Annotated in this window: 27 protein-coding genes and 5 tRNA genes; 11 read left to right on the forward strand and 21 right to left on the reverse strand. The window is 65.2% G+C overall.

Translation table 11 applies throughout. The features are described from left to right. Positions 1 to 132, forward strand: a 132-nt coding sequence (locus AB5S05_RS13120) for an integrase core domain-containing protein (protein ID WP_369288149.1), incomplete at its 5' end; no start/stop codon positions are given. A 6-nt stretch (positions 133 to 138) separates the two neighbouring features. Here AB5S05_RS13120 and AB5S05_RS13125 read toward each other — a convergent pair. Beyond that, positions 139 to 588, reverse strand: a complete 450-nt coding sequence (locus AB5S05_RS13125) for an acyl-CoA thioesterase (protein ID WP_369287980.1) — start codon at positions 586 to 588, stop codon at positions 139 to 141. 306 nt (positions 589 to 894) lie between these two features. Between AB5S05_RS13125 and AB5S05_RS13130 the strand changes: the two genes are divergently transcribed. Further along, positions 895 to 2,763 carry a sensor domain-containing diguanylate cyclase gene (locus AB5S05_RS13130; RefSeq protein ID WP_369287981.1) on the forward strand — a complete coding sequence of 623 codons (1,869 nt, stop codon included), beginning with the start codon at positions 895 to 897 and terminating at the stop codon, positions 2,761 to 2,763. Here AB5S05_RS13130 and AB5S05_RS13135 read toward each other — a convergent pair. The 8 genes from AB5S05_RS13135 to AB5S05_RS13170 all read right to left on the reverse strand — a co-directional run bounded on the left by AB5S05_RS13135 (position 2,733) and on the right by AB5S05_RS13170 (position 7,319). Then, positions 2,733 to 3,575: an alpha/beta fold hydrolase gene (locus AB5S05_RS13135; protein ID WP_369287982.1), complete on the reverse strand. Its 843-nt coding sequence runs from the start codon at positions 3,573 to 3,575 to the stop codon at positions 2,733 to 2,735. The genes AB5S05_RS13130 and AB5S05_RS13135 overlap by 31 nt on opposite strands. Before the next feature lie 11 nt (positions 3,576 to 3,586). Next, positions 3,587 to 4,126 (reverse strand): TetR/AcrR family transcriptional regulator, encoded by a 540-nt coding sequence (locus AB5S05_RS13140; protein WP_369287983.1) that lies wholly within the window; start codon positions 4,124 to 4,126, stop codon positions 3,587 to 3,589. 174 nt (positions 4,127 to 4,300) lie between these two features. Further along, a tRNA-Glu gene (locus tag AB5S05_RS13145) sits at positions 4,301 to 4,376 on the reverse strand. Positions 4,377 to 4,424: 48 nt separating this feature from the next. Then, positions 4,425 to 4,500: transfer RNA gene (locus tag AB5S05_RS13150), tRNA-Ala, on the reverse strand. A gap of 49 nt (positions 4,501 to 4,549) precedes the next feature. Further along, positions 4,550 to 4,625: transfer RNA gene (locus AB5S05_RS13155), tRNA-Glu, on the reverse strand. A 60-nt stretch (positions 4,626 to 4,685) separates the two neighbouring features. After that, positions 4,686 to 4,761 (reverse strand) — tRNA-Ala (locus AB5S05_RS13160). A 123-nt stretch (positions 4,762 to 4,884) separates the two neighbouring features. Continuing rightward, on the reverse strand, positions 4,885 to 6,366 hold the full coding sequence (gene gltX, locus AB5S05_RS13165; protein WP_369287984.1) for a glutamate--tRNA ligase: 1,482 nt from the start codon (positions 6,364 to 6,366) through the stop codon (positions 4,885 to 4,887). Next, positions 6,363 to 7,319: a LysR family transcriptional regulator gene (locus AB5S05_RS13170; RefSeq protein ID WP_369287985.1), complete on the reverse strand. Its 957-nt coding sequence runs from the start codon at positions 7,317 to 7,319 to the stop codon at positions 6,363 to 6,365. The genes gltX and AB5S05_RS13170 overlap by 4 nt, the downstream gene beginning before the upstream one ends. A gap of 107 nt (positions 7,320 to 7,426) precedes the next feature. On the opposite strand from AB5S05_RS13170, the gene AB5S05_RS13175 reads away from it, so the two are divergent. Beyond that, positions 7,427 to 8,476 (forward strand): HlyD family secretion protein, encoded by a 1,050-nt coding sequence (locus AB5S05_RS13175; RefSeq protein WP_369287986.1) that lies wholly within the window; start codon positions 7,427 to 7,429, stop codon positions 8,474 to 8,476. Further along, positions 8,466 to 10,016 carry an MDR family MFS transporter gene (locus tag AB5S05_RS13180; RefSeq protein ID WP_500180663.1) on the forward strand — a complete coding sequence of 517 codons (1,551 nt, stop codon included), beginning with the start codon at positions 8,466 to 8,468 and terminating at the stop codon, positions 10,014 to 10,016. The genes AB5S05_RS13175 and AB5S05_RS13180 overlap by 11 nt, the downstream gene beginning before the upstream one ends. Before the next feature lie 6 nt (positions 10,017 to 10,022). Here the strand turns inward: AB5S05_RS13180 and uvrB are convergent, their stop codons facing one another. Further along, a complete protein-coding gene (uvrB, locus tag AB5S05_RS13185; RefSeq protein ID WP_369287987.1) occupies positions 10,023 to 12,038 on the reverse strand; it encodes an excinuclease ABC subunit UvrB in 2,016 nt (671 codons plus the stop codon). 186 nt (positions 12,039 to 12,224) lie between these two features. Between uvrB and AB5S05_RS13190 the strand changes: the two genes are divergently transcribed. Next, entirely contained in the window at positions 12,225 to 13,421 is a 1,197-nt protein-coding gene (locus AB5S05_RS13190; protein ID WP_369287988.1) for an amino acid aminotransferase, read from the forward strand. Positions 13,422 to 13,486: 65 nt separating this feature from the next. Continuing rightward, positions 13,487 to 13,562, forward strand: a tRNA-Asn gene (locus tag AB5S05_RS13195). Between the two features lie 362 nt (positions 13,563 to 13,924). Here the strand turns inward: AB5S05_RS13195 and AB5S05_RS13200 are convergent. Next, positions 13,925 to 14,248 carry a ComEA family DNA-binding protein gene (locus AB5S05_RS13200; RefSeq protein ID WP_369287989.1) on the reverse strand — a complete coding sequence of 108 codons (324 nt, stop codon included), beginning with the start codon at positions 14,246 to 14,248 and terminating at the stop codon, positions 13,925 to 13,927. A gap of 248 nt (positions 14,249 to 14,496) precedes the next feature. On the opposite strand from AB5S05_RS13200, the gene AB5S05_RS13205 reads away from it, so the two are divergent. The 5 genes from AB5S05_RS13205 (at position 14,497) to AB5S05_RS13225 (ending at position 18,428) form a co-directional block, all read left to right on the forward strand. Further along, the gene (locus AB5S05_RS13205; protein WP_369287990.1) at positions 14,497 to 14,721 is read left to right on the forward strand and encodes a DUF2061 domain-containing protein; all 225 of its coding nucleotides are present in this window, start codon (positions 14,497 to 14,499) and stop codon (positions 14,719 to 14,721) included. An 83-nt stretch (positions 14,722 to 14,804) separates the two neighbouring features. Then, entirely contained in the window at positions 14,805 to 15,293 is a 489-nt protein-coding gene (locus tag AB5S05_RS13210; protein ID WP_369287991.1) for a GNAT family N-acetyltransferase, read from the forward strand. Positions 15,294 to 15,358: 65 nt separating this feature from the next. Next, positions 15,359 to 16,657, forward strand: coding sequence for a serine/threonine protein kinase (locus tag AB5S05_RS13215; protein ID WP_369287992.1), 1,299 nt, complete (start codon positions 15,359 to 15,361; stop codon positions 16,655 to 16,657). A gap of 16 nt (positions 16,658 to 16,673) precedes the next feature. Then, positions 16,674 to 17,429 carry an MlaA family lipoprotein gene (locus AB5S05_RS13220; RefSeq protein ID WP_438943579.1) on the forward strand — a complete coding sequence of 252 codons (756 nt, stop codon included), beginning with the start codon at positions 16,674 to 16,676 and terminating at the stop codon, positions 17,427 to 17,429. Between the two features lie 144 nt (positions 17,430 to 17,573). Beyond that, a complete protein-coding gene (locus tag AB5S05_RS13225; protein ID WP_369287993.1) occupies positions 17,574 to 18,428 on the forward strand; it encodes a pirin family protein in 855 nt (284 codons plus the stop codon). Between the two features lie 58 nt (positions 18,429 to 18,486). Here AB5S05_RS13225 and AB5S05_RS13230 read toward each other — a convergent pair whose 3' ends face one another. The 10 genes from AB5S05_RS13230 to ccmA form a co-directional block, all read right to left on the reverse strand. Beyond that, entirely contained in the window at positions 18,487 to 18,807 is a 321-nt protein-coding gene (locus AB5S05_RS13230) for a hypothetical protein (protein WP_369287994.1), read from the reverse strand. After that, positions 18,804 to 19,994, reverse strand: coding sequence for a c-type cytochrome biogenesis protein CcmI (gene ccmI, locus AB5S05_RS13235; RefSeq protein ID WP_369287995.1), 1,191 nt, complete (start codon positions 19,992 to 19,994; stop codon positions 18,804 to 18,806). The genes AB5S05_RS13230 and ccmI overlap by 4 nt, the downstream gene beginning before the upstream one ends. Further along, positions 19,991 to 20,476, reverse strand: a complete 486-nt coding sequence (locus AB5S05_RS13240; protein ID WP_369287996.1) for a cytochrome c-type biogenesis protein — start codon at positions 20,474 to 20,476, stop codon at positions 19,991 to 19,993. Before AB5S05_RS13240 ends, ccmI begins: the two co-directional genes overlap by 4 nt. Continuing rightward, the gene (locus tag AB5S05_RS13245; protein WP_369287997.1) at positions 20,473 to 21,012 is read right to left on the reverse strand and encodes a DsbE family thiol:disulfide interchange protein; all 540 of its coding nucleotides are present in this window, start codon (positions 21,010 to 21,012) and stop codon (positions 20,473 to 20,475) included. The genes AB5S05_RS13240 and AB5S05_RS13245 overlap by 4 nt, the downstream gene beginning before the upstream one ends. Beyond that, the gene (locus tag AB5S05_RS13250) at positions 21,009 to 22,982 is read right to left on the reverse strand and encodes a heme lyase CcmF/NrfE family subunit (protein ID WP_369287998.1); all 1,974 of its coding nucleotides are present in this window, start codon (positions 22,980 to 22,982) and stop codon (positions 21,009 to 21,011) included. The genes AB5S05_RS13245 and AB5S05_RS13250 overlap by 4 nt, the downstream gene beginning before the upstream one ends. Then, positions 22,979 to 23,446 carry a cytochrome c maturation protein CcmE gene (gene ccmE, locus AB5S05_RS13255; protein ID WP_369287999.1) on the reverse strand — a complete coding sequence of 156 codons (468 nt, stop codon included), beginning with the start codon at positions 23,444 to 23,446 and terminating at the stop codon, positions 22,979 to 22,981. Before ccmE ends, AB5S05_RS13250 begins: the two co-directional genes overlap by 4 nt. After that, a complete protein-coding gene (gene ccmD, locus AB5S05_RS13260) occupies positions 23,443 to 23,619 on the reverse strand; it encodes a heme exporter protein CcmD (RefSeq protein WP_369288000.1) in 177 nt (58 codons plus the stop codon). The genes ccmE and ccmD overlap by 4 nt, the downstream gene beginning before the upstream one ends. Then, entirely contained in the window at positions 23,616 to 24,374 is a 759-nt protein-coding gene (locus tag AB5S05_RS13265) for a heme ABC transporter permease (protein WP_369288152.1), read from the reverse strand. Before AB5S05_RS13265 ends, ccmD begins: the two co-directional genes overlap by 4 nt. Before the next feature lie 74 nt (positions 24,375 to 24,448). After that, positions 24,449 to 25,120 carry a heme exporter protein CcmB gene (gene ccmB, locus AB5S05_RS13270; protein ID WP_369288001.1) on the reverse strand — a complete coding sequence of 224 codons (672 nt, stop codon included), beginning with the start codon at positions 25,118 to 25,120 and terminating at the stop codon, positions 24,449 to 24,451. Then, complete coding sequence (gene ccmA / locus AB5S05_RS13275) at positions 25,117 to 25,752, reverse strand: cytochrome c biogenesis heme-transporting ATPase CcmA (protein ID WP_369288002.1); 636 nt, start codon at positions 25,750 to 25,752, stop codon at positions 25,117 to 25,119. Before ccmA ends, ccmB begins: the two co-directional genes overlap by 4 nt. Between the last annotated feature and the right edge of the window lie 59 nt (positions 25,753 to 25,811).

The following is a 25,811-nucleotide window of genomic DNA, read 5'->3' on the forward strand; positions in this document are numbered from 1 at the left end:
CAGCGCGCAGCCCTCCTGCTGCCATGGCTGCACCACTACAACTGGCACCGCCCACATGCCAGCCTCGGTTACAGCCCGCCCATTAGCCGCGCGCCACTTCCACTGAACAACGTACTGGGTTTACACAACTAGCCGGCCCTAGAGTTCGAGGGGAAACGGCCTTTGCAGGGCGCGCCCGTAACCGTCGACGAACTCTGCCGGCATGCGCCTGGGCTTACCCGTGGACAGCTCGATACAGACGAAGGTGGTCCTGGCCCGCAACAGGGTCGTGCCATCGGCGGGACGGATCAGCTGGAAGCGCCGATCCATCTTCAAGCGCTGGTCGGACTCGACGATCCAGGTGGCCATCTGCAGCTCCTGGTCCTCGTAGGCGCTGGCCAGGTAGTCGATCTCGTGACGCACCACCGCCATGGCCCGACCGAGCCGGCGGTATTCGGCCAGGTCCAGGCCCAGAAACTGCGAGTGGCGCCAGGCGCAGCGCTCCAGCCAGCTGACATAGACCGCATTGTTGGCGTGCCCCAGGCCGTCGATGTCATCGGCGCCGACGCGGATATCGATAACGAAAGGGTTGGCCAGGTCCCAGTTCATGGCCGACGCCTCGCATCCCGGCTGCGCCCATACATCGACACTGCCGGCGCGACCAGCAGCCATGGCGCATGGCCGCAGCCACCGCCTCCATTCATCTTCGGCCTCATCGCCTCACTCCTCATTTCCCAAATCCTGTGGCTACGCCCTGGCGCACCGGCACAGCGATCGCCGTCAGGCCCGATCGACACCCTTATGGCACCGCATCATCCTGGCGGCACCGTGCTATCACCCCTGCGTCAGACCGGGTAATAATGCGCCAATGTTGTTTCGCCGTGAAACCTACCAGACACGAGAGCTTGGCGCTTGATGGCAGTCATACGCATGTGGTCGCTGCTGTTGCTGGCGCTGTTCCCGGCCCTGGGCTCGACACATCCGCTGATCCTGCGCGCGACCCAGACGCCCATCCTGCCCGGCCCCCATATGCAGGTGTGGGAGGACGCCGAGGGCTCCGCGCGGATCAACGAGGTACGCGCCCTGCCGGAATCGGCCTGGCAACCGGTTGGGCGCCGTGATGCCAGCTTCGGCTACAGCGGCAGCGCCTACTGGCTGCGTTTAACCCTGCAAAACCCCGAAGCCTGGGCCATCGACTGGGTGCTGCTGGTCGGCAATCCGCTGCTGGACTACCTGGACGCCTACGGCCTGGACCGCGAACGCGTCTACCAGGCCGGCGACCAGCGGCCTTTCGCGGCACGCTGGGTCGATCATCGCCAGCTCGTGCTGCCGCTACACCTGGCCGCCGGTGAACGCCGCGAACTGCTGCTGCGCATGCAGACCGCCGGCTCGGCCAATCTCAGTGCCAGCCTGATGACCGCCGCAGATTTCGAGCATCGAGAACAGCGCATGCTGCTCCTGCAGGGACTGTTCTTCGGCGCACTGGCGGCGCTGTGCCTGTATAACCTGTCGATCCATCTCATCACCCGCGACCGCAACTATCTCTGGTACAGCCTGTTCGTCGCCAGCTTCGCCGGCTATCAGTTCATCCAGCTCGGCTTCGCCCTGCAATGGCTGTGGCCGCAGGCGCTCGCCTGGCATCAATTGAGCTTTCCGCTCAGCTCGGCGGTCGCCACCCTGTTCGGCATCCTGTTCACCTACGGCGTGCTCGATCTCAGACGCTGTCCGCCCTTCTATACCTGGATCACCCGCCTGCTGCTCGGCTGCACCCTGCTGGTCATGATCCTGGCCCTGATCGGGCCCTACCGCACGGCCCTGATCGGCAGCTTCGGCCTGGTCGTCGTCGGCGCCATTCTCGCCTGCCTGTTTACCCTGTTGCGCTGGCGGGCCGGCTTTCAAGCCGCGCGACTGTTCGCCGCCGGCTGGTTCGTGCTGATCGCCGCCAGCCTGTTCAGCATCCTCACCGGCACCGGGCTGCTGCCCTACTCGAGACTGACCCTGCACGCCCAGCAGATCGGCGCGTTGATCGAGCTGGCGGTGTTCTCCATCGCCCTGGCGGCCCGCATCCGCCAGGTGCAGCGCGAGCACCAACAGGCACAGATCCACCTGTTCGCCAAGGAGCGCCAGTTGCGCCTCGAGCAAGCCAAGGGCCTGGACCTGCAAAAACAGATCAACGAAGGCCTGGAAACACGGGTCAAGGACCGTACCGCGGCGCTCGAACAAGCCCTTGGCGATCTGTCCGAGGCCAACCGCCAACTGTCCGAACTGAATCGTCACGACGGCCTCACCGGGCTACTCAATCGGCAGTCGCTGAACGAAGAGCTGCAGCGCTGCCTGGCCCGTGCAGTCCGTGGTCAGCGCCCGCTGGCCCTGCTGATGATGGATCTGGACCATTTCAAACAGGTCAACGACCGCCATGGCCACCTGGCCGGCGACGCCTGCCTACGCCATGCCGCCCAGCGCATGCAACAAAGCCTGCGCGGCGGCGACCTGCTCGCCCGCTTCGGCGGCGAGGAATTCGTCGCCATCCTCTGCGACACCGACCTGGCTGGCGCCAATGAGCTGGCGGAGCGATTGCGCGACGACCTGGCCCAGCATCCCTGCCCGCATCAGCCCCAGAGCATCGCGCTGAGCCTGAGCATCGGCATCTGCTGCAGCCAAGCAGGCGCCGAGCTCGATGCCGAGGAGCTGCTGCAGAGGGCCGACCTGGCGCTCTACCGGGCCAAGGCGAGCGGTCGCAACCGCGTCGAATGCTACGAGGCCAGCGCCCTGGATGGGGCCTGAGCCGGCAACTCGGCGAGCAACTCCAGCACCGCTTGATGCAGCCGCGGATCGGCCAGAACCCGATGATGCCCGCCGGCCTCCAGGCGCAGCAAGCGGCTGTCGAACCAGGCCTCGTGCATCGCCTCGGCCTCGCTGTAGGGCACCTGCGGATCGTCGGCCGCGTGCACGATCAGGCCAGGCAAGTCCAACCGATAGCGCGCCACGTCCAGGCGCCCTGCCGGCATGCCGGCCTTCTCCTCGATCAGACGCACGAAATGCGCGCGGGCCTGCGCCGGCAAACCCATATGCCGCGCGAAGCCACGCAATACGGTGAGGATGCGACTCGGCGCGGCGATACTGACCAGCGCCTCGGCACGCAGGCCCAACTGGGTCGCCAACAGGGCACTGGCACCGCCCATGGAATGACCGATCACCGCCTTGAGTGGCGGTAATTCGCTAGCCGCCTCGAGCAGGGCGTGGGCAAACTGCACCACGTTCGCCTCCCGTCCGGGTGAGCGGCCGTGGGCCGGGCCATCGAGTGCGACCACCGCGTAGCCGGCGCCCACCAGGGCCTTGATCAGCACGGCGAACTGGGTCGGCCGACCTTCCCAGCCGTGCATCAGCAGCACCACCGGACCGCTGCCCCAGCGCAGCGCCGAAAGACCGAAGCGCAGGGTCACCCGCTCGGCCTGAGCCAGCAGCGGCAGCTCCCAGTCACGCGGCGCCGCTACCCGCGGCGTCATAAATTCAGCGCGCAGCCTGCTCGCCACCGCCTGCGGAGCCACCCAACCAACGGTGGCGTTGAATCCACGCACCCAGTTCATGCCGTTCATGGTCTCTCTCCTCAAACAATTGCCGCCTTGGCGGCACGCAGTACGCGGTCGGACAAATCCCCGGGGCCGAGCGCCCGCGCCAGCGCCAGCCCCCCCACCATCAAGGCGATATCGGCGAGCACCCCGGAGACCTCCTCCGGACTGGCCGCCAACTGCGCCACCATCAACTCCACATGCTCGGCCAGGGCCGCACGAAACCCCTCGGGCAGCCGCGCCAGCTCGCTCAGCGAGCTGGGCAATGGGCAGGCCTGCTCGGTGGCATCGCGGTGCTTGCGCGACAGGTAGAACGCCGCCATCAGCGCCCTGCGCTCGGCAGCGGGCAGATCGCTGTCCATCTGCTTGATCAACTCCCGGCGCTGGCCAAGCAGTTGCCTGAAGGCCTCCAGCATCAGCGCATCCTTGCTATCGAAGTGCGCATAGAAGCCGCCCACGGTCAGCCCCGCCGCTCCCATCACCTCACCGACGCTCGGCTCGGCCGGGCCGCGCTGGACCAGCGCAGCGCTCGCCGCCGCCAGAATGCGTTCACGGGTCTGTGCTTTCTTGTCGCTCATGCCAACCTCCAAATATTACAATTGAAATATTATGCTCGTAATAAATTTAAGCAAGCGCTCTTTGCGACCGCTGGTCGGCTGACGAATCGAAAGAGAAAAAGGACAGGCAGAAAAACAAAAGGGTCACTCCGCTAGGAATGACCCTCAAAAATCCCGCAAGGCGGGCAAAGAAACTGGCGTCCCCTAGGGGACTCGAACCCCTGTTACCGCCGTGAAAGGGCGGTGTCCTAGGCCACTAGACGAAGGGGACGAAACCTTCGAAGAACGAGGCCAGCACTAGGCTGGCCTGTCGTGGAATTGGTGGAGCTAGACGGGATCGAACCGTCGACCTCTTGCATGCCATGCAAGCGCTCTCCCAGCTGAGCTATAGCCCCGAAACCTTGCGGTCTGGCTGCAGCGCCTAAGCGCTGCGGCTGGAAATAGTGGCGTCCCCTAGGGGACTCGAACCCCTGTTACCGCCGTGAAAGGGCGGTGTCCTAGGCCACTAGACGAAGGGGACGCAAAACCCTTTTCGTGAATCGACCGAAGTCGATTCTGGCACTCCCGAAGGAGTCGAGATTGGTGGAGCTAGACGGGATCGAACCGTCGACCTCTTGCATGCCATGCAAGCGCTCTCCCAGCTGAGCTATAGCCCCATCTCGAGGACGGGGCGCATGTTAAGGGCGCCCCTGGGTACTGTCAACATAATTTTCATCCGGAACTGCTTTTTTTATGCTGACAGAACAAACACTTACCCTTCCCCGTCGACAACGGCCCGATCAGCCGATGGCGGCCAGGAGTTTTTCCCACTCCTTGTTTTCCTTCTTCGACACGCCACCGAGCAACTCGATGGCCTGGCGCAGACGGAAACGGGTCAGGTCCGGGCCGATGATTTCCATGGCATCGAGCACCGACACCGAACTGGCCTGGCCGGTGATGGCGGCGAACATCAGCGGCATGGCGTCACGCAGCTTCAGCTCCAGGTGCTCGACTACCGTCTGGATACAGCCGGTGATCCTGTCCTTCTCCCACTGGCGCAGCGCCTCCAGCTTCCACAGGATCAGCTGCATGACCTGGCGCACCTGATCGGGGGACAGCTTCTTGTGCTCGAACAGCTTGGCGTCCGGGTTCAGGCCACCGGCGAAGAAGAAGCCGGCCAGGGGCGCGATCTGGCTGAAGGTCTCCACCCGCCCCTGCACATGGGGAGCGATCTTCATCAGGTAGTCGGGGTTGAACGCCCACTTCTGCACGGCGGCGGCGAAATCCTCGACGGAAAGCTCGCGCAGCCACTGGCCATTGAGCCAGGACAGCTTCTCCAGGTCGAAGATCGGCCCGCCCAGCGACACACGCTGGATGTCGAAGTGCTCGATCATCTCGTCGAGACTGAATTTCTCACGCTCGTCGGGCATCGACCAGCCCATCCGACCGAGGTAGTTGAGCATCGCCTGAGGCAGGAAGCCCATGCGCTCGTAGAAGGTGATCGAAGTCGGGTTCTTGCGCTTGGACAGCTTGCTCTTGTCCGGATTGCGCAGCAGCGGCATGTAGCACAGCTGCGGCTTGTCCCAGCCGAAGTACTCGTAGAGCAGGATCAGCTTGGGCGCCGAGGGCAACCACTCCTCACCCCGCAGCACATGGGTGATCCCCATCAGGTGGTCATCCACCACGTTGGCCAGGAAGTAGGTCGGCAGGCCATCGGTCTTCATCAGCACCTGCATGTCCATGCGATCCCAGGGGATCTCGACCTCGCCACGGAGCATGTCCGGAACCACGCAGACGCCTTCGCTCGGCACCTTCATGCGCACCACGTTGGGCTCGCCCGCCGCCAGGCGTTGCTGCACTTCGGCGGCCGACAGGTGCATGCAATGACCGTCGTAACGCGGGGTCTGCTTGGCCTCCATCTGCTCGGCGCGCAGCCTGTCCAGCCGCTCGGCGCTGCAGAAACAGTGGAAGGCATGGCCCTTTTCCACCAGCTCGGCGCTGTACTTCTGGTAGATGTGCCCGCGCTCGCTCTGCCGGTACGGACCATGAGGACCGCCCACATCCGGACCTTCGCTCCACTCGATACCAAGCCAGCGCAGGGCGTCGTAGATCTGCTGCTCGGATTCGCGGGTCGAGCGCAACTGATCGGTATCTTCGATGCGCAGAATGAATTCGCCACCGTGCTGACGAGCGAAGCACAGATTGAACAGGGCGATATAGGCGGTGCCTACGTGGGGATCGCCGGTGGGCGATGGCGCAATGCGGGTGCGGACGGTGGTCATGAAGAGTCTCGAGGAGTTGAAGCGGGAATCGATTGTGGCGCCGATGGTAACAGGCCAGCCGCCGCCGGCTCCAGCCGCAGGCCGCGCTCGATCGGCAGGCAGGCCATCAGGAAGTCGAGGAAGGTTTTCACCTTCATCGCCTGAAACCGCCTGGAAGGGTAAACCGCATAGAGCTCGTTGACCGACAGGCGCGCGGCTGCCAGCAGCTGCACCAGTCGACCGCTTCGCAATGCCTCCTGGCAGATCATGCTGGGCAACGCGGCAATGCCGGCCCCGGCCAGCACAGCTTCGCGAGCGAAGGTGATGTTGTTGCTCGACAGCACACAACGACAGGCAATGCTTTCATCCAGCAGCGGCCAGTGGCGCGGCGAGTCGTGCGGCAGCAGCACGGCGCGGTGATCGGCCAGCTCGGCCACCGCACCTGGCGTACCCTGGGCGGCCAGATATTCCGGACTGGCGCAGAGTAAGCGCTCCGTTTCGAATAGTTTGCGCGCGACCAGGGTGGAGTCCTGCGGCTGGCCGACCAGGATGACGATGTCCACCCCTTCCTCCACCGGGTCAACCCGCCGCGAGGTGAGTTCCACTTCGGCGCTGATCTGCGGGTACTGGCGCATGAACTCCCCCAACACCCGGCCGAGGAACAACTGACCGAACTCGATCGGCGCGCTGATGCGCAGCAAGCCCGACGGCGCCTGCTGCAACTGCATCACCGCCTGCTCGGCTTCGGCGAAATCGAGCATGATCTGCCGGCAGCGTTCGTAGTACGCCTGGCCGACCTCGGTCAGGCGCAGCTTGCGCGTGGTACGGTTGAGCAGGCGCACCCCCAACCGCTCCTCCAGCAGCGCGATACGCCGGCTCACCGTGGATTTCTGCATCCCCAGCCCCTGGGCCGCCAGGGTGAAACTGTGGCATTCGACCACGCGGGTGAAGATCAGTGCATCATCCAGCCCCATTATTGTTCCCCATAAGCAACAAAGTTTCCGAAGTTTACCGGCTACTGCCTTGAAAGGAACACTGCTAGATTCGCGAAGACTATTTGTCCGAGCTTCGAGCGCCCGCCATGCCCGCCCAACTGCAACGCCGCCTGCTGGTCTTCCTGATTGTTCTCGGCCTGATCGCCGCCGCCCTCACCGGCCACTGGCTGCTGGTCGGACGCTACTTGGAAAGTACCGACAATGCCTACGTGCAGGGCGAAATCACCCGCGTCTCCAGCCAACTCGGTGCGCGCGTCGAGCAGGTGCTGGTGCAGGACAACCAGCATGTCGAGCAAGGCGAACTGCTAGTGGTACTGGAAAACGCCGATTTCCAACTGGCGCGGCAGCGCGCCCAGGCGGTGCTGGCCACCCGCGAGGCGGAGCTGGCCCAGGCCCGCAGTAGATTGCAGCAGCAGGCCAGCCTGATCGCCGCCAGCCAGGCCGACGTCGCGGCCAGCCAGGCCACCCTGGGCCGCACCCAGATCGACCTGAACCGCGCCCAGACCCTGCGCAAACCCGGCTACGTCTCCGAGGAGCGGGTCACCACCCTGGCGGCCGACAGCCGCGTGGCGCGCTCGCAGGTGAGCAAGGCCCAGGCAGACCTGCAGGCCCAGCGCCAGCAGATCGGTACGCTGGAGGCGGAAATCAAGCGCCTCGACGCCCAGATCCTCAGCGCCCGCGCCGACCTGGCCCAGACCGAACTGGAACTTGCGCGCACCCGCATTCACGCACCAATCAGCGGCTTTATCGGCCAGCGCGCCGCCCGCGCCGGCCAGTTCGTCCAAGCGGGCACTTACCTGCTGTCGCTGGTGCCGGATCAGGACATCTGGGTACAAGCCAACTTCAAGGAAACCCAGATCGGCCACATGCAACCCGGGCAGCGCGCCGAGCTGACCTTCGACAGCTTTCCGGATACGCCGATCGAGGCGCGGGTCGACAGCCTGTTCGCCGCCTCGGGCGCGCAGTTCAGCCTGCTGCCGCCGGACAACGCCACCGGCAACTTCACCAAGGTGGTACAACGCATTCCGGTCAAGCTGACCTTCGCCACCGACAACCCGCTCAAGGGCCTGATCCGCCCCGGCATGTCGGCCGAGGTCAAGGTCGAGATCAAGGCCGACCAGCACTATGGCGGCTGATGCACTGATCCGCCCGACCGCTGAACCCAGCCGACGCGACTGGATTGCGGTGATGAGCGCCCTGCTCGGGGCCTTCATGGCGGTACTGGACATCCAGATCACCAATGCCTCGCTGAAGGACATTCAGGGCGCGCTGTCGGCCACCCTCGAAGAGGGCTCGTGGATATCCACCGCCTACCTGGTCGCCGAGATCATCATGATCCCGATGACCGCCTGGCTGGTCCAGCTGCTCTCGGCGCGGCGCCTGGCGGTGTGGGTCTCGGTCGGTTTTCTCGCCTCCTCGCTGCTCTGTTCGATGGCCTGGAGCCTGGAGAGCATGATCGCCTTCCGTGCCCTGCAGGGCTTCACCGGCGGCGCCCTGATTCCCCTGGCGTTCACTCTGATCCTGATCAAGCTGCCGGAGCATCACCGCGCCAAGGGCATGGCGCTGTTCGCCATCACTGCCACCTTCGCCCCCTCGATCGGGCCAACGCTGGGCGGCTGGCTGACCGAGAGCTTCGGCTGGGAATACATCTTCTACATCAACGTGCCGCCCGGCCTGCTGATGATCGCCGGACTGCTCTACGGCCTGGAGAAGAAGCCCCCACACTGGGAACTGCTCAAGAGCAGCGACTATGCCGGCATCCTTACCCTGGGCCTGGGCCTGGGCTGCCTGCAGGTGTTTCTCGAGGAGGGCCATCGCAAGGACTGGCTGGAATCCAGCCTGATCAGCGGGCTCGGCAGCATCGCCGCCATCAGCCTGGTGCTGTTCGTCATCCTCCAGCTGTCGCGACCCAATCCGCTGATCAACCTGGGCGTGCTGCGCGAACGCAACTTCGGCCTGTCGAGCATTTCCAGCGTCGGCCTGGGCATGGGCCTGTACGGCTCGATCTATGTGCTGCCGCTGTACCTGGCGCAGATCCAGGGCTACAACGCCCTGCAGATCGGCGAGGTGATCATGTGGATGGGCATTCCGCAGCTGTTTCTGATCCCGCTGGTGCCGCTGCTGATGAAGGTGATTTCGCCTCGATTGCTGTGCGCCCTGGGGTTCGGCCTGTTCGGCCTGGCCAGCTTCGCCTCCGGGGTACTCAACCCGGACTTCGCAGGCCCGCAGTTCAACCATATCCAGCTGATCCGCGCCCTCGGCCAGCCACTGGTGATGGTGACTATTTCCCTGATCGCCACCGCCTACGTGCAGCCGCAGGATGCCGGCTCGGCCTCCAGCCTGTTCAACATCCTGCGCAACCTCGGCGGCGCCATCGGCATCGCCCTGCTGGCCACCCTGCTCGACAGCCGCGCCGCCGTCTACTTCGACTACCTGCGCGAGTCGCTGGTCCCCAGCAACCCGCAAGTCGCCGAGCGCCTGGCGCTGTTGACCGACACGCTCGGCAGCCAGCAGGCGGCACTGGCCAAGCTCAGCGCCATCACCCACCAACAGGCGATGATCATGGCCTACAACGATGCCTTCCACTGGATCGGCATCGCCCTCGGCATCAGCATGCTCGCCGTGCTGCTGACCCGCAAGCTGCCGGCCGGCGCCGGCGCTGGCGCGGCGCACTGAGTCCCATCACACCTGCAACAGGCGCTCGCGCAGCTTGTGGATCTCGTCGCGCAACTGCGCCGCGGCCTCGAACTCCAGGTCACGGGCAAGCGCGTACATCTTCTCTTCCAGCTGGCGAATGCGTTTAGTGATCTCGCTCGGCGAACGCAACTCGTTCTCGTAACGGGCGCTTTCCTCGGCGGCCTGGGCCATGCCCTTGCGTTTCTTGCTGCGCGAGCCGGGCACGGTGGCCCCTTCGAGTATGTCCTGGACGTCCTTCTTCACGCCCTTGGGCACGATACCGTGGGCTTCGTTGAAGGCGATCTGCTTGTTGCGCCGCCGCTCGGTCTCGCCGATCGCCCGCTCCATCGAGCCGGTCATGCGGTCGGCATAGAGGATCGCCCGGCCGTTGAGGTTGCGCGCGGCGCGGCCGATGGTCTGGATCAGCGAGCGCTCGCTGCGCAGGAAGCCTTCCTTGTCGGCATCGAGAATCGCCACCAGCGACACCTCCGGCATGTCCAGGCCTTCGCGCAGCAGGTTGATGCCGACCAGCACGTCGAAGGCGCCGATGCGCAGGTCGCGGATGATCTCCACCCGTTCCACGGTATCGATGTCCGAGTGCAGGTAGCGCACCTTGACCCCGTGGTCGGCCAGGTAATCGGTCAGGTCCTCGGCCATGCGCTTGGTCAGGGTGGTGACCAGCACACGCTCCTCCAATGCCACGCACTTGTGGATCTCCGACAGCAGGTCATCGACCTGGGTCAGCGCCGGGCGCACCTCGACCTGCGGGTCGACCAGTCCGGTGGGCCGCACCACCTGCTCGATCACCCGCCCGGCATGATCGGCTTCATAGGGCCCCGGGGTGGCCGAGACGAAGATGGTCTGCGGGCTGGCCGCCTCCCACTCCTCGAAGCGCATCGGCCGGTTGTCCAGTGCCGAGGGCAGGCGGAAGCCATATTCGACCAGGGTTTCCTTGCGCGAACGGTCGCCCTTGTACATGGCGCCGACCTGCGGTACCGACACATGGGACTCGTCGATCACCAGCAGGGCCTGGTCCGGCAGGTAGTCGTAGAGGGTCGGCGGCGGCTCACCCGGGCCGCGTCCGGACAGGTAGCGCGAGTAGTTCTCGATGCCGTTGCAGTAGCCCAGCTCGAGAATCATCTCCAGGTCGAAGCGGGTGCGCTGCTCGAGGCGCTGGGCCTCGACCAGCTTGCCCGCGCCACGCAGGTAGTCCAGGCGCTCCTTGAGCTCGACCTTGATCTGCTCCACCGCCTCCAGCAGGGTCTCGCGTGGGGTGACGTAGTGGCTCTTGGGATAGAAGGTGAAGCGTGGCAGCCTCTTGATCACCTCACCGGTCAGCGGATCGAAGGCGGCGATGCTTTCCACCTCGTCGTCGAACAGCTCGATGCGGATGGCTTCCAGATCGGATTCGGCCGGGAAGATGTCGATCACATCGCCGCGCACACGGAAGGTGGCGCGGGCGAAGTCCATGTCGTTGCGGGTGTACTGCAGGTCGGCCAGGCGGCGCAGCAGCGCGCGCTGGTCCAGCTTGTCGCCGCGGTCGACGTGCAACACCATCTTCAGGTAGCTCTCGGGGCTGCCCAGGCCGTAGATGCAGGAGACCGTGGTGACGATGATCGCGTCGGGACGCTCCAGCAACGCCTTGGTCGCCGACAGGCGCATCTGCTCGATATGGTCGTTGATCGAGGCGTCCTTCTCGATGAAGGTGTCGGACGAGGGCACATAGGCCTCGGGCTGGTAGTAGTCGTAGTAGGAGACGAAATACTCCACCGCGTTGTTCGGGAAGAAGCTCTTGAACTCACCGTACAATTGCGCCGCCAGGGTCTTGTTTGGCGCCAGCACCAAGGTCGGGCGCTGCACCTGGGCAATCACGTTGGCAATGCTGAAGGTCTTGCCCGAGCCAGTCACCCCGAGCAGGGTCTGGTGCGACAACCCCGCCTCCAGGCCCTCGACCATCTGCCGAATCGCCTCCGGCTGATCGCCTGCCGGCTGGAATCGGGTGACCAGTTGAAACTCGGACATGACTAACCTCGACAATCGGTTGTGACGCCGCCCGATAGCGTACGTCATACCCTTTGAAAAGCGCGTGCACGCTGTCGCGGCATGCGACCCGGCTGGTTATACTAACGGCCCAAGTACGCAACCCCTAGCGCCAGTCGTAGCGGGGTGTTGCAGACACCCACCCCCTGTCTCCGAGCTGCCGCATCCATGAGTCTGTTCTCTGCCGTCGAAATGGCTCCGCGTGATCCCATTTTGGGTCTCAACGAAGCATTCAACGCCGATACCCGCCCCACCAAGGTCAATCTGGGCGTTGGTGTGTACACCAACGAAGACGGGCGCATCCCGCTGCTGCGCGCAGTCGCGGAGGCCGAGAACGCGCTGACGGCAAGGCACGCGCCACGCGGATACCTGCCCATCGAGGGTATCGCCGCCTACGATCAGGCCGTACAGACCCTATTGTTCGGCGCCGACTCGCAGTTGGTCAACGAAGGCCGGGTAATTACCGCCCAGGCCCTGGGCGGTACCGGCGCGCTGAAGATCGGTGCGGACTTCCTCAAGCGCCTGCTGCCGGACGCCACCGTGGCCATCAGCGACCCGAGCTGGGAAAACCACCGCGCGCTGTTCGAAGCCGCCGGCTTCCCGGTGCGCAACTACCGCTACTACGATGCCTTCAGCAACGGTGTCAATCGTGGTGGCCTGCTCGAAGACCTGAAGAACCTGCCATCGCGCTCCATCGTCGTGCTGCACGCCTGCTGCCACAATCCGACCGGCGTCGACCTGACCATGGACGACTGGCAAGCGATCCTCGAGATTCTCCGTGAGCGTGAGCACGTGCCCTTCCTCGACATCGCCTACCAGGGTTTCGGCGACGGTATCGAGGAGGACGCCGCCGCTGTGCGCCTGTTCGCCCAATCCGACCTGACCTTCTTCGTCTCCAGCTCCTTCTCCAAATCGTTCTCCCTGTATGGCGAACGGGTCGGCGCTCTGTCCATCGTCACAGGCTCGCGGGAAGAAACCGGCCGCGTGCTGTCTCAGGTCAAGCGCGTCATTCGCACCAACTACTCCAACCCGCCAACCCACGGCGCCAGCGTCGTCGCCACCGTGCTCAACAGCCCGGAATTGCGCGCCATGTGGGAAGCCGAGCTGGGCGAGATGCGCGAGCGCATTCGCGGCATGCGCCTGGCGATGGTCGAGCAACTGGCCGCCCTCGGCGCCAAGCGCGATTTCAGCTTCGTCGCCCAGCAGCGCGGCATGTTCTCCTACTCGGGCCTGACCACCGAACAGGTTGAACGCCTGAAGAGCGAATTCGGCATCTACGCCGTGGGCACCGGACGCATCTGCGTCGCGGCCCTGAACCAGCGCAACCTGCCGGTCGTCACCCAGGCCATCGCCCAGGTGCTCTGAGGCGACAAGGGGAAGCTTGAGGCTCTTGACTTCCCCTTTTTAATCAGTAGGATACGCATCGTTGTTCCGCGATAGCTCAGTCGGTAGAGCAAATGACTGTTAATCATTGGGTCCCTGGTTCGAGTCCAGGTCGCGGAGCCAATTTCGAAAGCCTCGGTTAAGCCGGGGCTTTTTTCTGCCTGCCGGACTCTCACCAGGGACTGCGTCCCAGGTTATTCGCCAAGGCTCACCCCTTCGGGGCCGCGCTAAAGCGCGTTCAGCTGCGCTGTCGAGTCCAGGTCGCGGAGCCAATTTCGAAAGCCTCGGTTAAGCCGGGGCTTTTTTCTGCCTGCCGGACTCTCACCAGGGACTGCGTCCCAGGTTATTCGCCAGGGCACATCCCTTCAGGTCCGCGCTGAAGCGCGTTCAGCTTGTCTTCGAGCTCAGACACTCCACCGCCTGTTGAGGGTGCGCCCCAGAACGAAAAAGGCCGGTCATCGACCGGCCTCCATCCGCACCCTGGGTCAGTCGACGCGCAGCTTGTCGCGATTCTTCGACAGAATGGCCTGGCCGATCCCCTTGACCTCCAGCAGTTCGTCGACCGAGACGAAGGGTCCGTTGGCCTCCCGATAGGCGACTATGGCCCTGGCCTTCGACTCGCCGATACCACTGAGCTCTCGCTGCAGCGTGGCGGCATCTGCGCTGTTCAGGTCGATCTTGCCGAGCTCGGCCACCTGCACCGCCTCGGCCTTGGGCGGGGCGGTTTTCGAGGTGTCGGCGGCGGAAGTGGCGAGGGAGGTGGCCGCCAGGGCGGCGAACAGCAGGGACGCGAAGTAGTGCTTTGACATGGGTAGAACTCCTTGTAAGAAATGCTCGCGGCGCGGGACGTCCATGCACCGCTCAGCTGACGTTAGCCACCTTCGATCGCTTGTCAAATCGGCGCCCCCAAATGAAACCACTACCCATTGATGCGTCAGCACGGACGACTGGATATTCAACGTATCTATCGAGACGATGAGCAGGAAACATTTCTTCAATCATGGGCAGGACTCTAGGCTGACTCGCAACCAGGACGCATTTTCAGCCGAGGCATAGCATGCTCAAGACCCTGACCTTTACCCTGATGCACTTCTGTATCGCCTTCGGCGTGACCTATGGGCTGACCGGCAGTGTCTCCGCCAGCGGGCTGGTGGCCGCCATCGAACCCCTGTGCAACTCGGTCGGTTTCCATGTTCATGAGAAGCTGTGGCGACGGATCGAGACCCGCGCCCCTGCAGAGGCCGAGCGCCCCAGCCACGCCTGGCTGCACCACCAGGCCTGAGTCCGGGCTCATTCGCCTGAGCAGGTTGCCCGAGCGGGCGGGGCAAGGCATGCTCGCCTGCATCAATGGCCCAAGGAACGACCATGCCCAGCACCCAGATCCGCTTCGCCCGACCCGACGACGTCGAGGTGATCCTGTCCCTGATCCGTGAACTCGCCGAATACGAGAAACTTGCCGACCAGGTGGTGGCCGAGCCGGCGCAACTGGCCGAACACCTGTTCGGCTCGCGCCCCTTCGCCGAAGTGTTGATCGCCGAAATGAATGGCGAGGCGGCGGGCTTCGCCCTGTTCTTTCACAGCTATTCGACCTTCCTCGGCAAGCCGGGCATCTATCTGGAAGACCTCTATGTGCGTACCAGTGCGCGCGGCGCCGGTCTCGGCAAGGCCCTGCTCGGCCGCCTGGCCAGCCTGGCACTGGAGCGCGGCTGCGGCCGCCTGGAGTGGTCGGTGCTGGACTGGAACCAGCCGGCCATCGGCTTTTACCAGCGCCTGGGGGCCCGGCCGCTGGATGACTGGACTGTCTATCGCCTGACCGGGCCGGCACTGCGCGATCTGGCGCAACAAGGCCATTGATGGCACTTGGCGAGCCGTGCATGGTCATATCCCGAGCATTCACGCGCCTCTAGGGAGACCCGGCCATGTCACCCCTGCAACGCCTCGCCACCCTGCTCGGCGGCCTGCTGATCGGCACGCCGCTGTGGGCGGACCAGATCGACGCCGAGCACTATGGCTATCCACTGGCGAACCCCTTCGAGGCGACCATCGTCACCACGCCGCCGGAGCTGCGCCCGGCGCTGCCGGCTGACGCGGACATCGACCAGGCGGACTACCAACTCAACCTGCGCCCGGAACGCGAGTTCGAGGTTCCCGGCAACTTCTGGCCGGTGACCAAGCTGCGCTATCGCCTGGCCCGCCAGGACGGTCGCGCCCCGCTGATGTTCATCATCGCCGGCACCGGCGGGCACTACGCCGGCAGCACCATGGAGTACCTGAAGAAGCTGTACTACGGCGCCGGCTATCACGTGGTCCAGCTGTCCTCGCCGAGCAGCTACGACTTCATGACCGCCGCCTCGCGCTTCGCCACTCCCGGCTACACCCCCGACGACGCCGACGACCTGTACCGGGTCATGCAGGCGGTGCGAGCGCAGCATCCAGAACTGGCCATCAACGCATTCAACCTGACCGGCTTCAGCCTCGGCGCACTGCAGGCTGCCTTCGTCAGCCATCTCGACGAAACCCGGCGCAGCTTCAACTTCAAGCGGGTGTTGCTGCTCAATCCGCCGGTCAACCTCTACACCTCGATCAGCAACCTCGATCGCCTGGTGCAAACCCGGGTCAAGGGCATCGACAACAGCACCACCTTCTACGAGCTGATGCTCGGCAAACTGACCCGCTACTTCCAGGCCAAGGGCCATATCGACCTCGACGAGGCGGTGCTCTATGACTTCCAGCAATCCAAGGAGCAACTCTCCGACGAGCAGATGGCCATGCTGATCGGCACGGTGTTCCGCTTCGCCTCCGCCGATATCGTCTTCACCTCCGACCTGATCAACCGCCGCGGCCTCATCACCCCGGTGGGCGTGCCAATCGACGAGGGCACCAGCCTCACGCCCTTCTTCAAGCTCGCCCTGCAGTGCGACTTCGACTGCTACATCACCGAACACCTGATCCCGATGTGGCGGGCGCGCTACGACGGCAGCAGCCTGACCGAATTGGTCCGACAGGTCAGCCTCTATGCCCTCGAGGACTACCTCGCGCAGAGCGACAAGATTGCCGTGATGCACAACGCCGACGACCTGATCCTCGGCGCCGGCGACCTGGGCTTCCTGCGCCGCACCCTGGGCGATCGGCTGACGGTCTACCCGCGGGGGGGCCACGGCGGCAACCTCAACTACCGCGTCAACAGCGACGCCATTCTGGAGTTCTTTCGTGGCTAAGCCGTCAACCAGCGCCTTGCTCCTGGCCATCCTGCTGGCATACGGCCAGGCGGCGACGGCCGACCATGTGCCGGATGACGACGGCTTCAAGCATCCCCTGCAGCACCTGCAGTTCAACCCGGGCCTGGATCAGCAGGAGTTCGAGCGGGCAACGCTGAGCGCACTGAACGTCTATGACCCGCTGGAGTCGTGGAATCGACGGGTCTACCACTTCAACTACCGCTTCGACGAGTGGGTCTTTCTGCCCGTGGTGAACGGCTACCGCTATGTCACCCCCAGCCTGGTCCAGCGTGGGGTCAGCAACTTCTTCAGCAATCTGGGCGATGTGCCCAACCTGCTCAACAGCCTGCTGCAGTTCAAGGGCAAGCGCTCGATGCAGATAGGCGCGCGCCTGCTGTTCAATACCACCCTGGGCGTGGCCGGCCTCTGGGATCCGGCCAGCCGCATGGGCCTGGCGAAACAGCGCGAGGACTTCGGCCAGACCCTGGGCACCTACGGGCTACCCGCCGGCCCCTACCTGATGCTGCCGCTACTGGGCCCCTCCAACCTGCGCGACACCGGTGGCCTGCTGGTGGACTTCACCGCAGAGAACCGGGTCAACCTGCTCAACGTCGCCGCTGCCAGCGCCGAACACCCGGAAATCACCGGGCTGAAGCTGATCGATCAGCGCGCCAGCAACGAGTTCCGCTACGGCCAGCTCAACTCGCCCTTCGAATACGAGAAGCTGCGCTTTGCCTATGAAGAGGCGCGCAAGCTGCAAATCGCCGAGTGATCGAGCCGCCCGTGTGAGCGCCGGGGCAGCGACCTTACCCCAGCCGACAAATCCAAATATTCGATACGTAAGAGGTGAATTTCGCAACCATCGATCTGATTATCAGGAATAGGATGGACAGATTCCAACCCGAGGAGGTGTCCGATGAAGCAGCTGCGCAACGTCCTATCCATTCAGCCGGGGCAACCGGCGTCCGACGGCGCCGGCGTGCGCCTGAACCGGGTGATCGGTGGCGCCGGGATCGAGCGCTTCGACCCCTTCCTGATGCTCGACGAGTTCGCCTCGGACGACCCCGACGACTACATCGCCGGCTTTCCTGCGCACCCGCACCGGGGTTTCGAGACCATCACCTACATGCTCGCCGGAAGCATGCGCCACGAGGATCACCTGGGCAACGTCGGCCTGCTGCGCAGCGGCGGCGTGCAGTGGATGACCGCCGCCCGCGGCATCATCCACAGCGAGATGCCGGAACAGGAGCAGGGCACCCTGCGCGGCTTCCAGCTGTGGCTCAACCTGCCCGCCAGGGACAAGCTCGGCGAGCCCGGATATCGCGATATCCCTGCCAGCGAGATCCCACGCCTGACCACTGCAGGCGGTGTCGAGGCGGTGGTGATCGCCGGCCACTTCGACGATGGCCGGGTACGCCAGGCCGGCGCCGTTCAGCGACCGCAGACCGAGCCACAGCTGTTCGACCTGCACCTGCCCGCCGGCGGCGAAGTCGCGCCACGCCTGCCCGAGGGCCATCGCGTCCTGCTGTATGTCTACGAGGGGAGCCTGGAGCTCCCCGGCGAACCTGTGCAGCAGGCTCGGGCCGGGCACCTGGTGCGCCTGTCCGACCAGGGCGAACTGCAGCTGCGCAGCAGCGCCGGGGCCAGATTGCTGCTGATCGCCGGCAAGCCACTGGGCGAGCCTATCGTGCAATACGGGCCTTTCGTGATGAACAGCCGCGAGGAGATCGAGCAGGCGCTGCGCGACTTTCGCGACGGCGTGCTGGCCTGAGGTCAGGCGCGGCAGTCCACCTGCATCAAGATGGCTTGCGGCCTAGCGGCGCGGCGCCTCAGTGCGGGTAATGCCGGTACAGCCCTGGCGGCACGCCGCTGCTGTCGGTCGGCTGCCAGGGCCCCTGGACGCTGGTGGCCCAGCTCCAGCCGTTGTTCCAGCGGTAATAGGTGCGTTCGCGGTAGTACAGATCGCGCGCGCCAGTGAGCACGTAGACGCCCAGGCGGGCATCCCATTGGCTCTGCACGCCGGGCGGCGGAGCATAGCGCGGATGAGCCTGACTCAGCGGCCCCTGGCCGACCGGCTGCGGCCCCTGCAGGGCACAGCCGGCAAGGCCCAGCAGGCCGACGAGCAGGACCGTCGCCGGCAGCCGACTCATTGTGCCTGGCCGTCGGCGCTGTCGATGGTCAGCTGCTGGGGCTCGCGGGTGGCGCTGGCCAGTGGTTCGCTGCGGCCGATCCACTCGCCGGCGGTCGCCGTGCCGCTGCGCGAGACTCGCGCCACCAGTTGCACTCGCTCGAAACCGGACAGTTTCAGCTGCGGCATCATCGCGTCGCTGTCCGACAGACTGACTTCGGCTGGCAGATCGGCCACGGTCAGGCGCTTGACCGCCAGCGGCATCGGCGGCCCGGACAGCGCCCGCGCGAAGACGAACACGCTGTCGCCCGGCTGCACCTTGTCCTTGAGCGCCGCGGCAAGATCGACCCGAACGGTCAGCTGTCCAGCCGCCGCCGGTGCCGTCGGCTCACCGAGGCGCTCACGGGCGCGGGCTATACCGCTCTCGATGGCCTGGCGCGAGGGGTCCTGTTCGGGCAACACCGCGACCAGCCGCTGCCAGAAACCGATGGCATCCTGAAAACGCTGCTCCTCGTAGGCGGCGATACCGAGCAGGCCCAGGCTGGTGACTTCCGCCGGCTCGGCTTGCAAGGCCTCGTCGGTGAGCGCCTGGAGTTGCTCGCTCCACTGCTTGTCACCGGCGAAGTACAGGGCCTGCGCCCACTGGCCTAGCAGCTCCGGCTGACGCCCGGCGATACCCACGGCTCGCTCGAAGGCCTTGGCCGCCTCGCCCGCGCGGTCCTGGGCCATATAGGTGCGGCCGAGGAAGTACCAGCCTTCGGCCGACTCGGGGTCGCTCTGCACCCGTGCCTCCAGGCGGGCGGTCATCTCCTCGATGCTGCGCGGCTGCTCGGCGAAGGTGCGCGCCTGCTCGACTTGGTCGATCGCGCCCCAGTGCAGGTACAGGCCATAACCCAGCAAGGGCATCAGCAAGGCCGCGGCGATGGGCACGCGGCGCCCAAGCACAGTGCCCCGGGCCTTGCTCGCCTGTTCCGTGTCGGCCAGCAGCTCGCGCGCCGCCTCGTCGCAGCCGGCCCGCCACTGGGCATCGCTGAGGGTGCCGGCCTGGCGCTGGCCCTCGAGCTCCTGCAGGCGCTCCTGATAGAGCGAGACATTCAGCGCGGTACGATCTTCCTCGGCCTGGGCCTTGCGCCCCCGCAACAGCGGGACCAGGAGAAAACCCACGGCGGCCAGCAGCAACAGGCCGGCGGACAACCAGAAATCGATCATTGCTCTTTCTTATCCATGGAGGCTTGATTTAGCAGGTCGGCGAGCCGTTGCCGTTCATCGGCCGACAGGCCGTCCCGCGCCTTCGAGCCCTTGCTCCGGCGGCGCAACACAATCACCCCGAGCAACACGAAGCCACCGATCAGCAGCGCCGCCGGTCCGTACCAGAGCAGCAGGGTGCGGCCACTGACGGGCGGCTTGTAGAGGACGAAGTCGCCGTAGCGGTCGACCAGGAACTCGACGATCTGCTCGTTGCTCTGGCCTTCCTCGAGCATGCGATAGATCTCCGCGCGCAGGTCCATGGCGATGGGCGCGTTGGAGTCGGCGATATTCTGGTTCTGGCACTTGGGACAGCGCAGTTCTTCGGTCAGCTGGCGATAGCGCTGACGCTCCGCCTCGCTGCCGAACTCGTAGGTATCGATGGCGGCCTGGGCCGTGCCCAGCAGCGCCAGGCCGAGCGCGGCGGCACCGAGTAGACGCCTCATGGTTTGGCCTCATCCAGTAATTGCTGATACAGCGGCGCCAGCTTGGCGCGCCAGACCTGCTCGTCGATGGTGCCGACGAACTTGTGGCGGATGATGCCCTCGGCATCGATGAAGAAGGTCTCCGGGGCGCCATAGACGCCCAGGTCCAGCCCCAGGCTGCCCTTGGCATCCTCGATATTGAGCTGGTAGGGGTTGTGCAGCTCGCGCAGCCATTTCTGCGCCGGCGCGCGCTCGTCCTTGTAGTTGACGCCGTAGATGGTCACCCCGGCCTGCTTCAGCTTGTTCAGCACCGGGTGCTCGGCGCGGCAAGACGGACACCAGGTCGCCCAGACGTTGACCAGGGCCGGCTTGCCCTTGATATCGGCCTGGGTCAGGGTGCGCGCCGGATCGTCCAGCGAAGCCAGGGCGAACGCCGGAAACGGCTTGCCGATCAGGGCCGACGGCAGCTCGCTCGGGTCGAGGTACAGGCCGCGGTAGAGAAACACCGCCACGCCGAGGAAGATCACCAACGGCAACACCAGCAGTACCCGCCTCATGCTTGCGCCTCCTGCATGCCCAGGGCTTCGCGCACCCGGGTCTTGACCTTGATCCGGTAGCGCTTGTCGGCCGCCGCCAGCAGGCCACCCAGACTCATCAGCAAGGCGCCCAGCCAGATCCAGCGGACGAAGGGCTTGATATGCACCCGTACCGCCCAGGCGCCATCTTCCAAGGGCTCGCCCAGGGCGACGAACAGGTCACGGGTGAAGCCCGCATCGATGCCCGCCTCGGTCATGACCGACTGCTGCACGCTGTACAGGCGCTTCTCCGGGTGCAGCACGGCGATCTGCCGACCGCTCTCGATCACCCGGACAGTTCCCCGATCGGCACTGAAATTGGGCCCCTCGCGGTGCGCGGCACCCTCGAAGATGAACTGGTAGCCGCCCATCTCCACCGAATCGCCCGGTGCCATGCGCATATCGCGCTCGAAGCTGCCCAGACTGGTGAGGATCACCCCGAGGGCGCACACCGCCAGGCCGAGGTGGGCCAGTTGCATGCCCCAGTAGCTGCGCCCCAGTTCCGCCAGCCCTCTGCGCAACCCCTTGTGACGGGTCTTGTCGAGGATGTCGCGAATCCCGGCCAGCACCACCCAGGCCGCCAGCAGGCAGACGCCCAGCACCGCCCAGTTGAAGTCACCGACCAGCAGGGCCGCCAGCACGGCCAGGGCCACACTGCCGAGCAATACCGGAGTCAGCATGCCGAGCAGCCAGCGCAGCGGCGTGTCCTTCCAGCGCACCAGCACGCCGACCGCGAGCATCGCCAGCAGCAGGCCCATCAGCGGCACGAACAGCGCATTGAAATACGGCGGCCCCACCGACAACTTGGCCCCGGTCAGCGCATCCAGCACCAGCGGATAGAGGGTGCCGAGCAGGATCATCGAGGCGGCGACCACCAGGATGATGTTGTTGGTCAGCAGCAGGGTCTCGCGCGACCACAGCGCAAAGCCCACCTGGCTCTTGACCACCGGGGCGCGAATGGCGAACAGGGTCAGGGAGCCGCCCACCACCACCAGCAGGAATGCCAGGACGAACACGCCGCGCGCCGGATCGGTGGCGAAGGCATGCACCGAGGTGAGCACACCGGAGCGCACCAGGAAGGTGCCGAGCAGGCTCAGGGAGAAGGCGGCGATGGCCAGCAGCACGGTCCAGCTCTTGAAGACCCCGCGCTTCTCGGTCACCGCCAGCGAGTGGATCAGCGCGGTGCCCACCAGCCAGGGCATGAACGAGGCGTTCTCCACCGGGTCCCAGAACCACCAGCCACCCCAGCCGAGCTCGTAATAGGCCCACCAGGAGCCGAGGGCGATGCCGGTGCCGAGGAAGGCCCAGGCGATCAGGGTCCAGGGCCGCGACCAGCGGGCCCAGGCCGCATCCAGCTTGCCGCCGAGCAAGGCGGCGATGGCGAAGGCGAAGGCCACCGAGAAGCCGACATAGCCCATGTAGAGCATCGGCGGGTGGATGATCAGGCCGAAGTCCTGCAGCAGCGGATTGAGGTCGCGACCGTCCATCGGGCTGTTGGGCAACAGGCGTGCGAAGGGGTTGGAGGTGATGATCAGGAACAACAGGAAGCCGACACTGATCAGGCCCATCACCCCCAGCACGCGGGCCAGCATTTCCTCCGGCAACTGCCGCGAGCCGATCGAAACGGCGAAGGTCCAGCCGCCGAGAATCAACGCCCAGAGCAGCAGCGAGCCTTCATGGGCGCCCCATACGGCGCTGAACTTGTAGTACCAGGGCAGCGCGCTGTTGGAGTTGCTGGCCACGTAGGCGACGGAAAAGTCGTCGACCATGAAGGCGTAGGTCAGACAGACGAAGGCGAACAGCAGGAAGGCGAACTGGCCCCAGGCCGCCGGCACCGCCAGGCTCATCCACTGGCGGTCGCCACGCCAGGCGCCGATCAGTGGCAAGCTGGCCTGCACCAGGGTCAGGCACAGGGCCAGAATCAGCGCCAGGTGGCCGAGTTCGGGAATCATTGTGCGCCTCCCGTCTTGCCGTTCTCGTAGTGCTTGTTCATGCCGCTCTGTTCCAGGGCCTGCATGACCTCCGGCGGCATGTAGTTTTCGTCGTGCTTGGCCAGGACCTCATCGGCGATCAGCATGCCGTGGCCATCGAGCTTGCCCATGGCGACAATCCCCTGGCCCTCGCGAAACAGGTCCGGGAGGATGCCGCTGTAGCGAATGGTCACGCTCTTCACGCCATCGGTGACCACGAAGTCGGTTTGCAGTGAGTCGCCGGAGCGTTGCACCGAACCCTCCTCGACCAGGCCACCGGCACGAATCCGGGTGTCCTGAGGCGCCTCGCCATTGGCGATCTGGGTCGGCGTGTAGAACAGGTTGATGTTCTGCTGCAACGCGCTCAGGGCCAGGGCCAGGGCGATGCCGACGCCGGCGAGGATGGCCAGGATGATGAACAGGCGCTTCTTGCGGATAGGGTTCACTTCGATTCCTCTCGGCGCAAACGGCGCGCCTCGTCTTGCAGATAGCGGCGGCGTGCCAGGATCGGCAGCAGCGCGTTCAGCGCCAGGACCACCAGACTGATGGCGTAGGACGACCAGACATAGGCGCCGTGGTTGCCCATGGCGAGAAACTCGCCGAACGAATTGAAACTCATAGGCCCTTCTCCACCTGCGCCCTGATCTCGGTCTGCGCCCAACTGCTGCGCCCCTCGCGCTTGAGCACTTCCAGGCGCATGCGCAGGAGCAGGACGGTGCCGAAGAAGCAATAGAAACCGAGCACCATGATCAGCAGCGGCATCCACATCTCCAGCGGCATGGCCGGTCGTTCGACCACGCTGAAGCTGGCCGGCTGGTGCAGCGTGTTCCACCACTCCACCGAATACTTGATGATCGGGATGTTGACCACCCCGACGATGGCCAGCACCGCGCAGGCCTTGGCGGCGCTGTCACGGTTGCTGATGGCCTGGCCCAGGGCGATCACGCCGAAATACAGAAACAGCAGGATCAGCATCGAGGTCAGGCGCGCATCCCATACCCAGAAAGCCCCCCAGGTCGGCTTGCCCCAGATGGCCCCGGTGATCAGGGCGATGGCCGTCATCCAGGCACCGATAGGCGCGGCCTGCTGCACCGCGACATCGGCCAGTTTCATCTTCCAGACCAGGCCGACGATGCCCGCCACGGCCAGCATCACGTAGATCGACTGGGCGAGAAAGGCCGCCGGCACATGGATATAGATGATCCGGAAGCTATTGCCCTGCTGGTAGTCGGGCGGCGCGAACGCCAACCCCCAGACCAGCCCCACCGCCAGCAACAGGGCAGCGGCGATAGCCAGCCAAGGCAACCAACGGCCACTGATCTGGTAAAACCACTTGGGCGAACCCAGCTTGTGAAACCACGTCCAGTTCATCAGGTCACTCATCAATTTTCGAGAAGGCGGCGCGGCGCGATCCCTCGCCCGAGCTTGCCCAGTCACACCGCTCCAGATTACTCGCCAACGCTAATGGTAAGACCGGCGGCGATGGCAAAAGGTGTCAAGGTCACCGCCAAAGCGGCAAGGCTGGCCAGCCACAACAGGTGACCGAGGGCCGGCAGCCCCTGCAACGACGCCTGCAGCGCCCCGCTGCCAAGAATCAGCACCGGGATATACAGCGGCAGAATCAACAGCGCCAACAGCAGCCCGCCGCGCTTGAGCCCGACGGTCAGCGCCGCGCCGACCGCGCCCAGCAGGCTGAGCACCGGCGTGCCGAGCAACAGCGAAGTCAGCAATACCGGCAGGCAGCGGCCAGGCAAGCCCAGCATCAGCGCCAGCAGCGGCGCCAGCAAGACCAGCGCCAAGCCTGAAAACAGCCAGTGTGCCAGCACCTTGGCCAATACCAGAAGAGGCAGGGGGTGCGGCGAAAGGACCCACTGCTCCAGCGAGCCGTCCTCGAAATCGCTGCGGAACAGCCCATCCAGCGACAACAACACGGCCAGCAGCGCCGCGACCCAGATCAGCCCGGGAGAAAGGCTCTGCAGCAACTGGGTCTGCGGTCCGACTGCCAGCGGGAACAGGGCGATGACGATGGCGAAGAACACCAGCGGATTGGCCAGTTCGGCCGGGCGTCGAAACAACAGGCGCGATTCGCGGGCGACCAGCAGGCTGAAGACACTGCTCATGCGGCACGCTGTCCCAGGTCCAGTTCCCGGTAGCCGGCGGGTTTGATCGTCATGGCATGGTGGGTCGTGAAGAGCACCATGCCGCCGCGCCGGCAATGTTCGGCCAGGTGGTTTTCCAGCTGGGCCACGGCCTGTTTATCCAGTGCGGTGAAGGGCTCGTCGAGAATCCACAACGGCGGCGACTCGAGGTACAGCCGGGCCAGCCCCACCCGGCGCTGCTGGCCGGCCGACAGGGTGTGGCAGGGCACATCCTCGAAGCCGCGCAGGCCCACGGCTTCCAGCGCCTGCCAGATGGCCGCACGGCCAACTGGGCGATGCAGGGCGCACAGCCAGGTGAGGTTTTCCTCGGCGGTGAGCAGCCCCTTGATCCCGGCCGCATGGCCGATCCACAACAGGTTGCGGGCCAGTTCGCTGCGCTGGCGATGCAGGGCCTGGCCATTCAGGCGAATCTCGCCGGCGGTAGGCTGCATCAGCCCGGCGAGCAGGCGCAGCAGGCTGGTCTTGCCACTGCCGTTGGGGCCGGAGACCTGCAGCATGTCCCCCGCCGCCAGGCGCAGGTCCAGACGCTCGAACAACAGGCGCCAGTCCCGCTCACAGGCGAGCGCCACGGCTTCGAGAAAGGGGCTGGTCACGGCATGGATTCCTGGCAAGCTGTTCAAGTCGGTAGAGTACCGGCCGCTATACTGACGCA

The sequence above is a fragment of the Pseudomonas zhanjiangensis genome (assembly GCF_041027545.1).
GTDB classification, from domain to species: Bacteria; Pseudomonadota; Gammaproteobacteria; order Pseudomonadales; family Pseudomonadaceae; genus Aquipseudomonas; species Aquipseudomonas zhanjiangensis.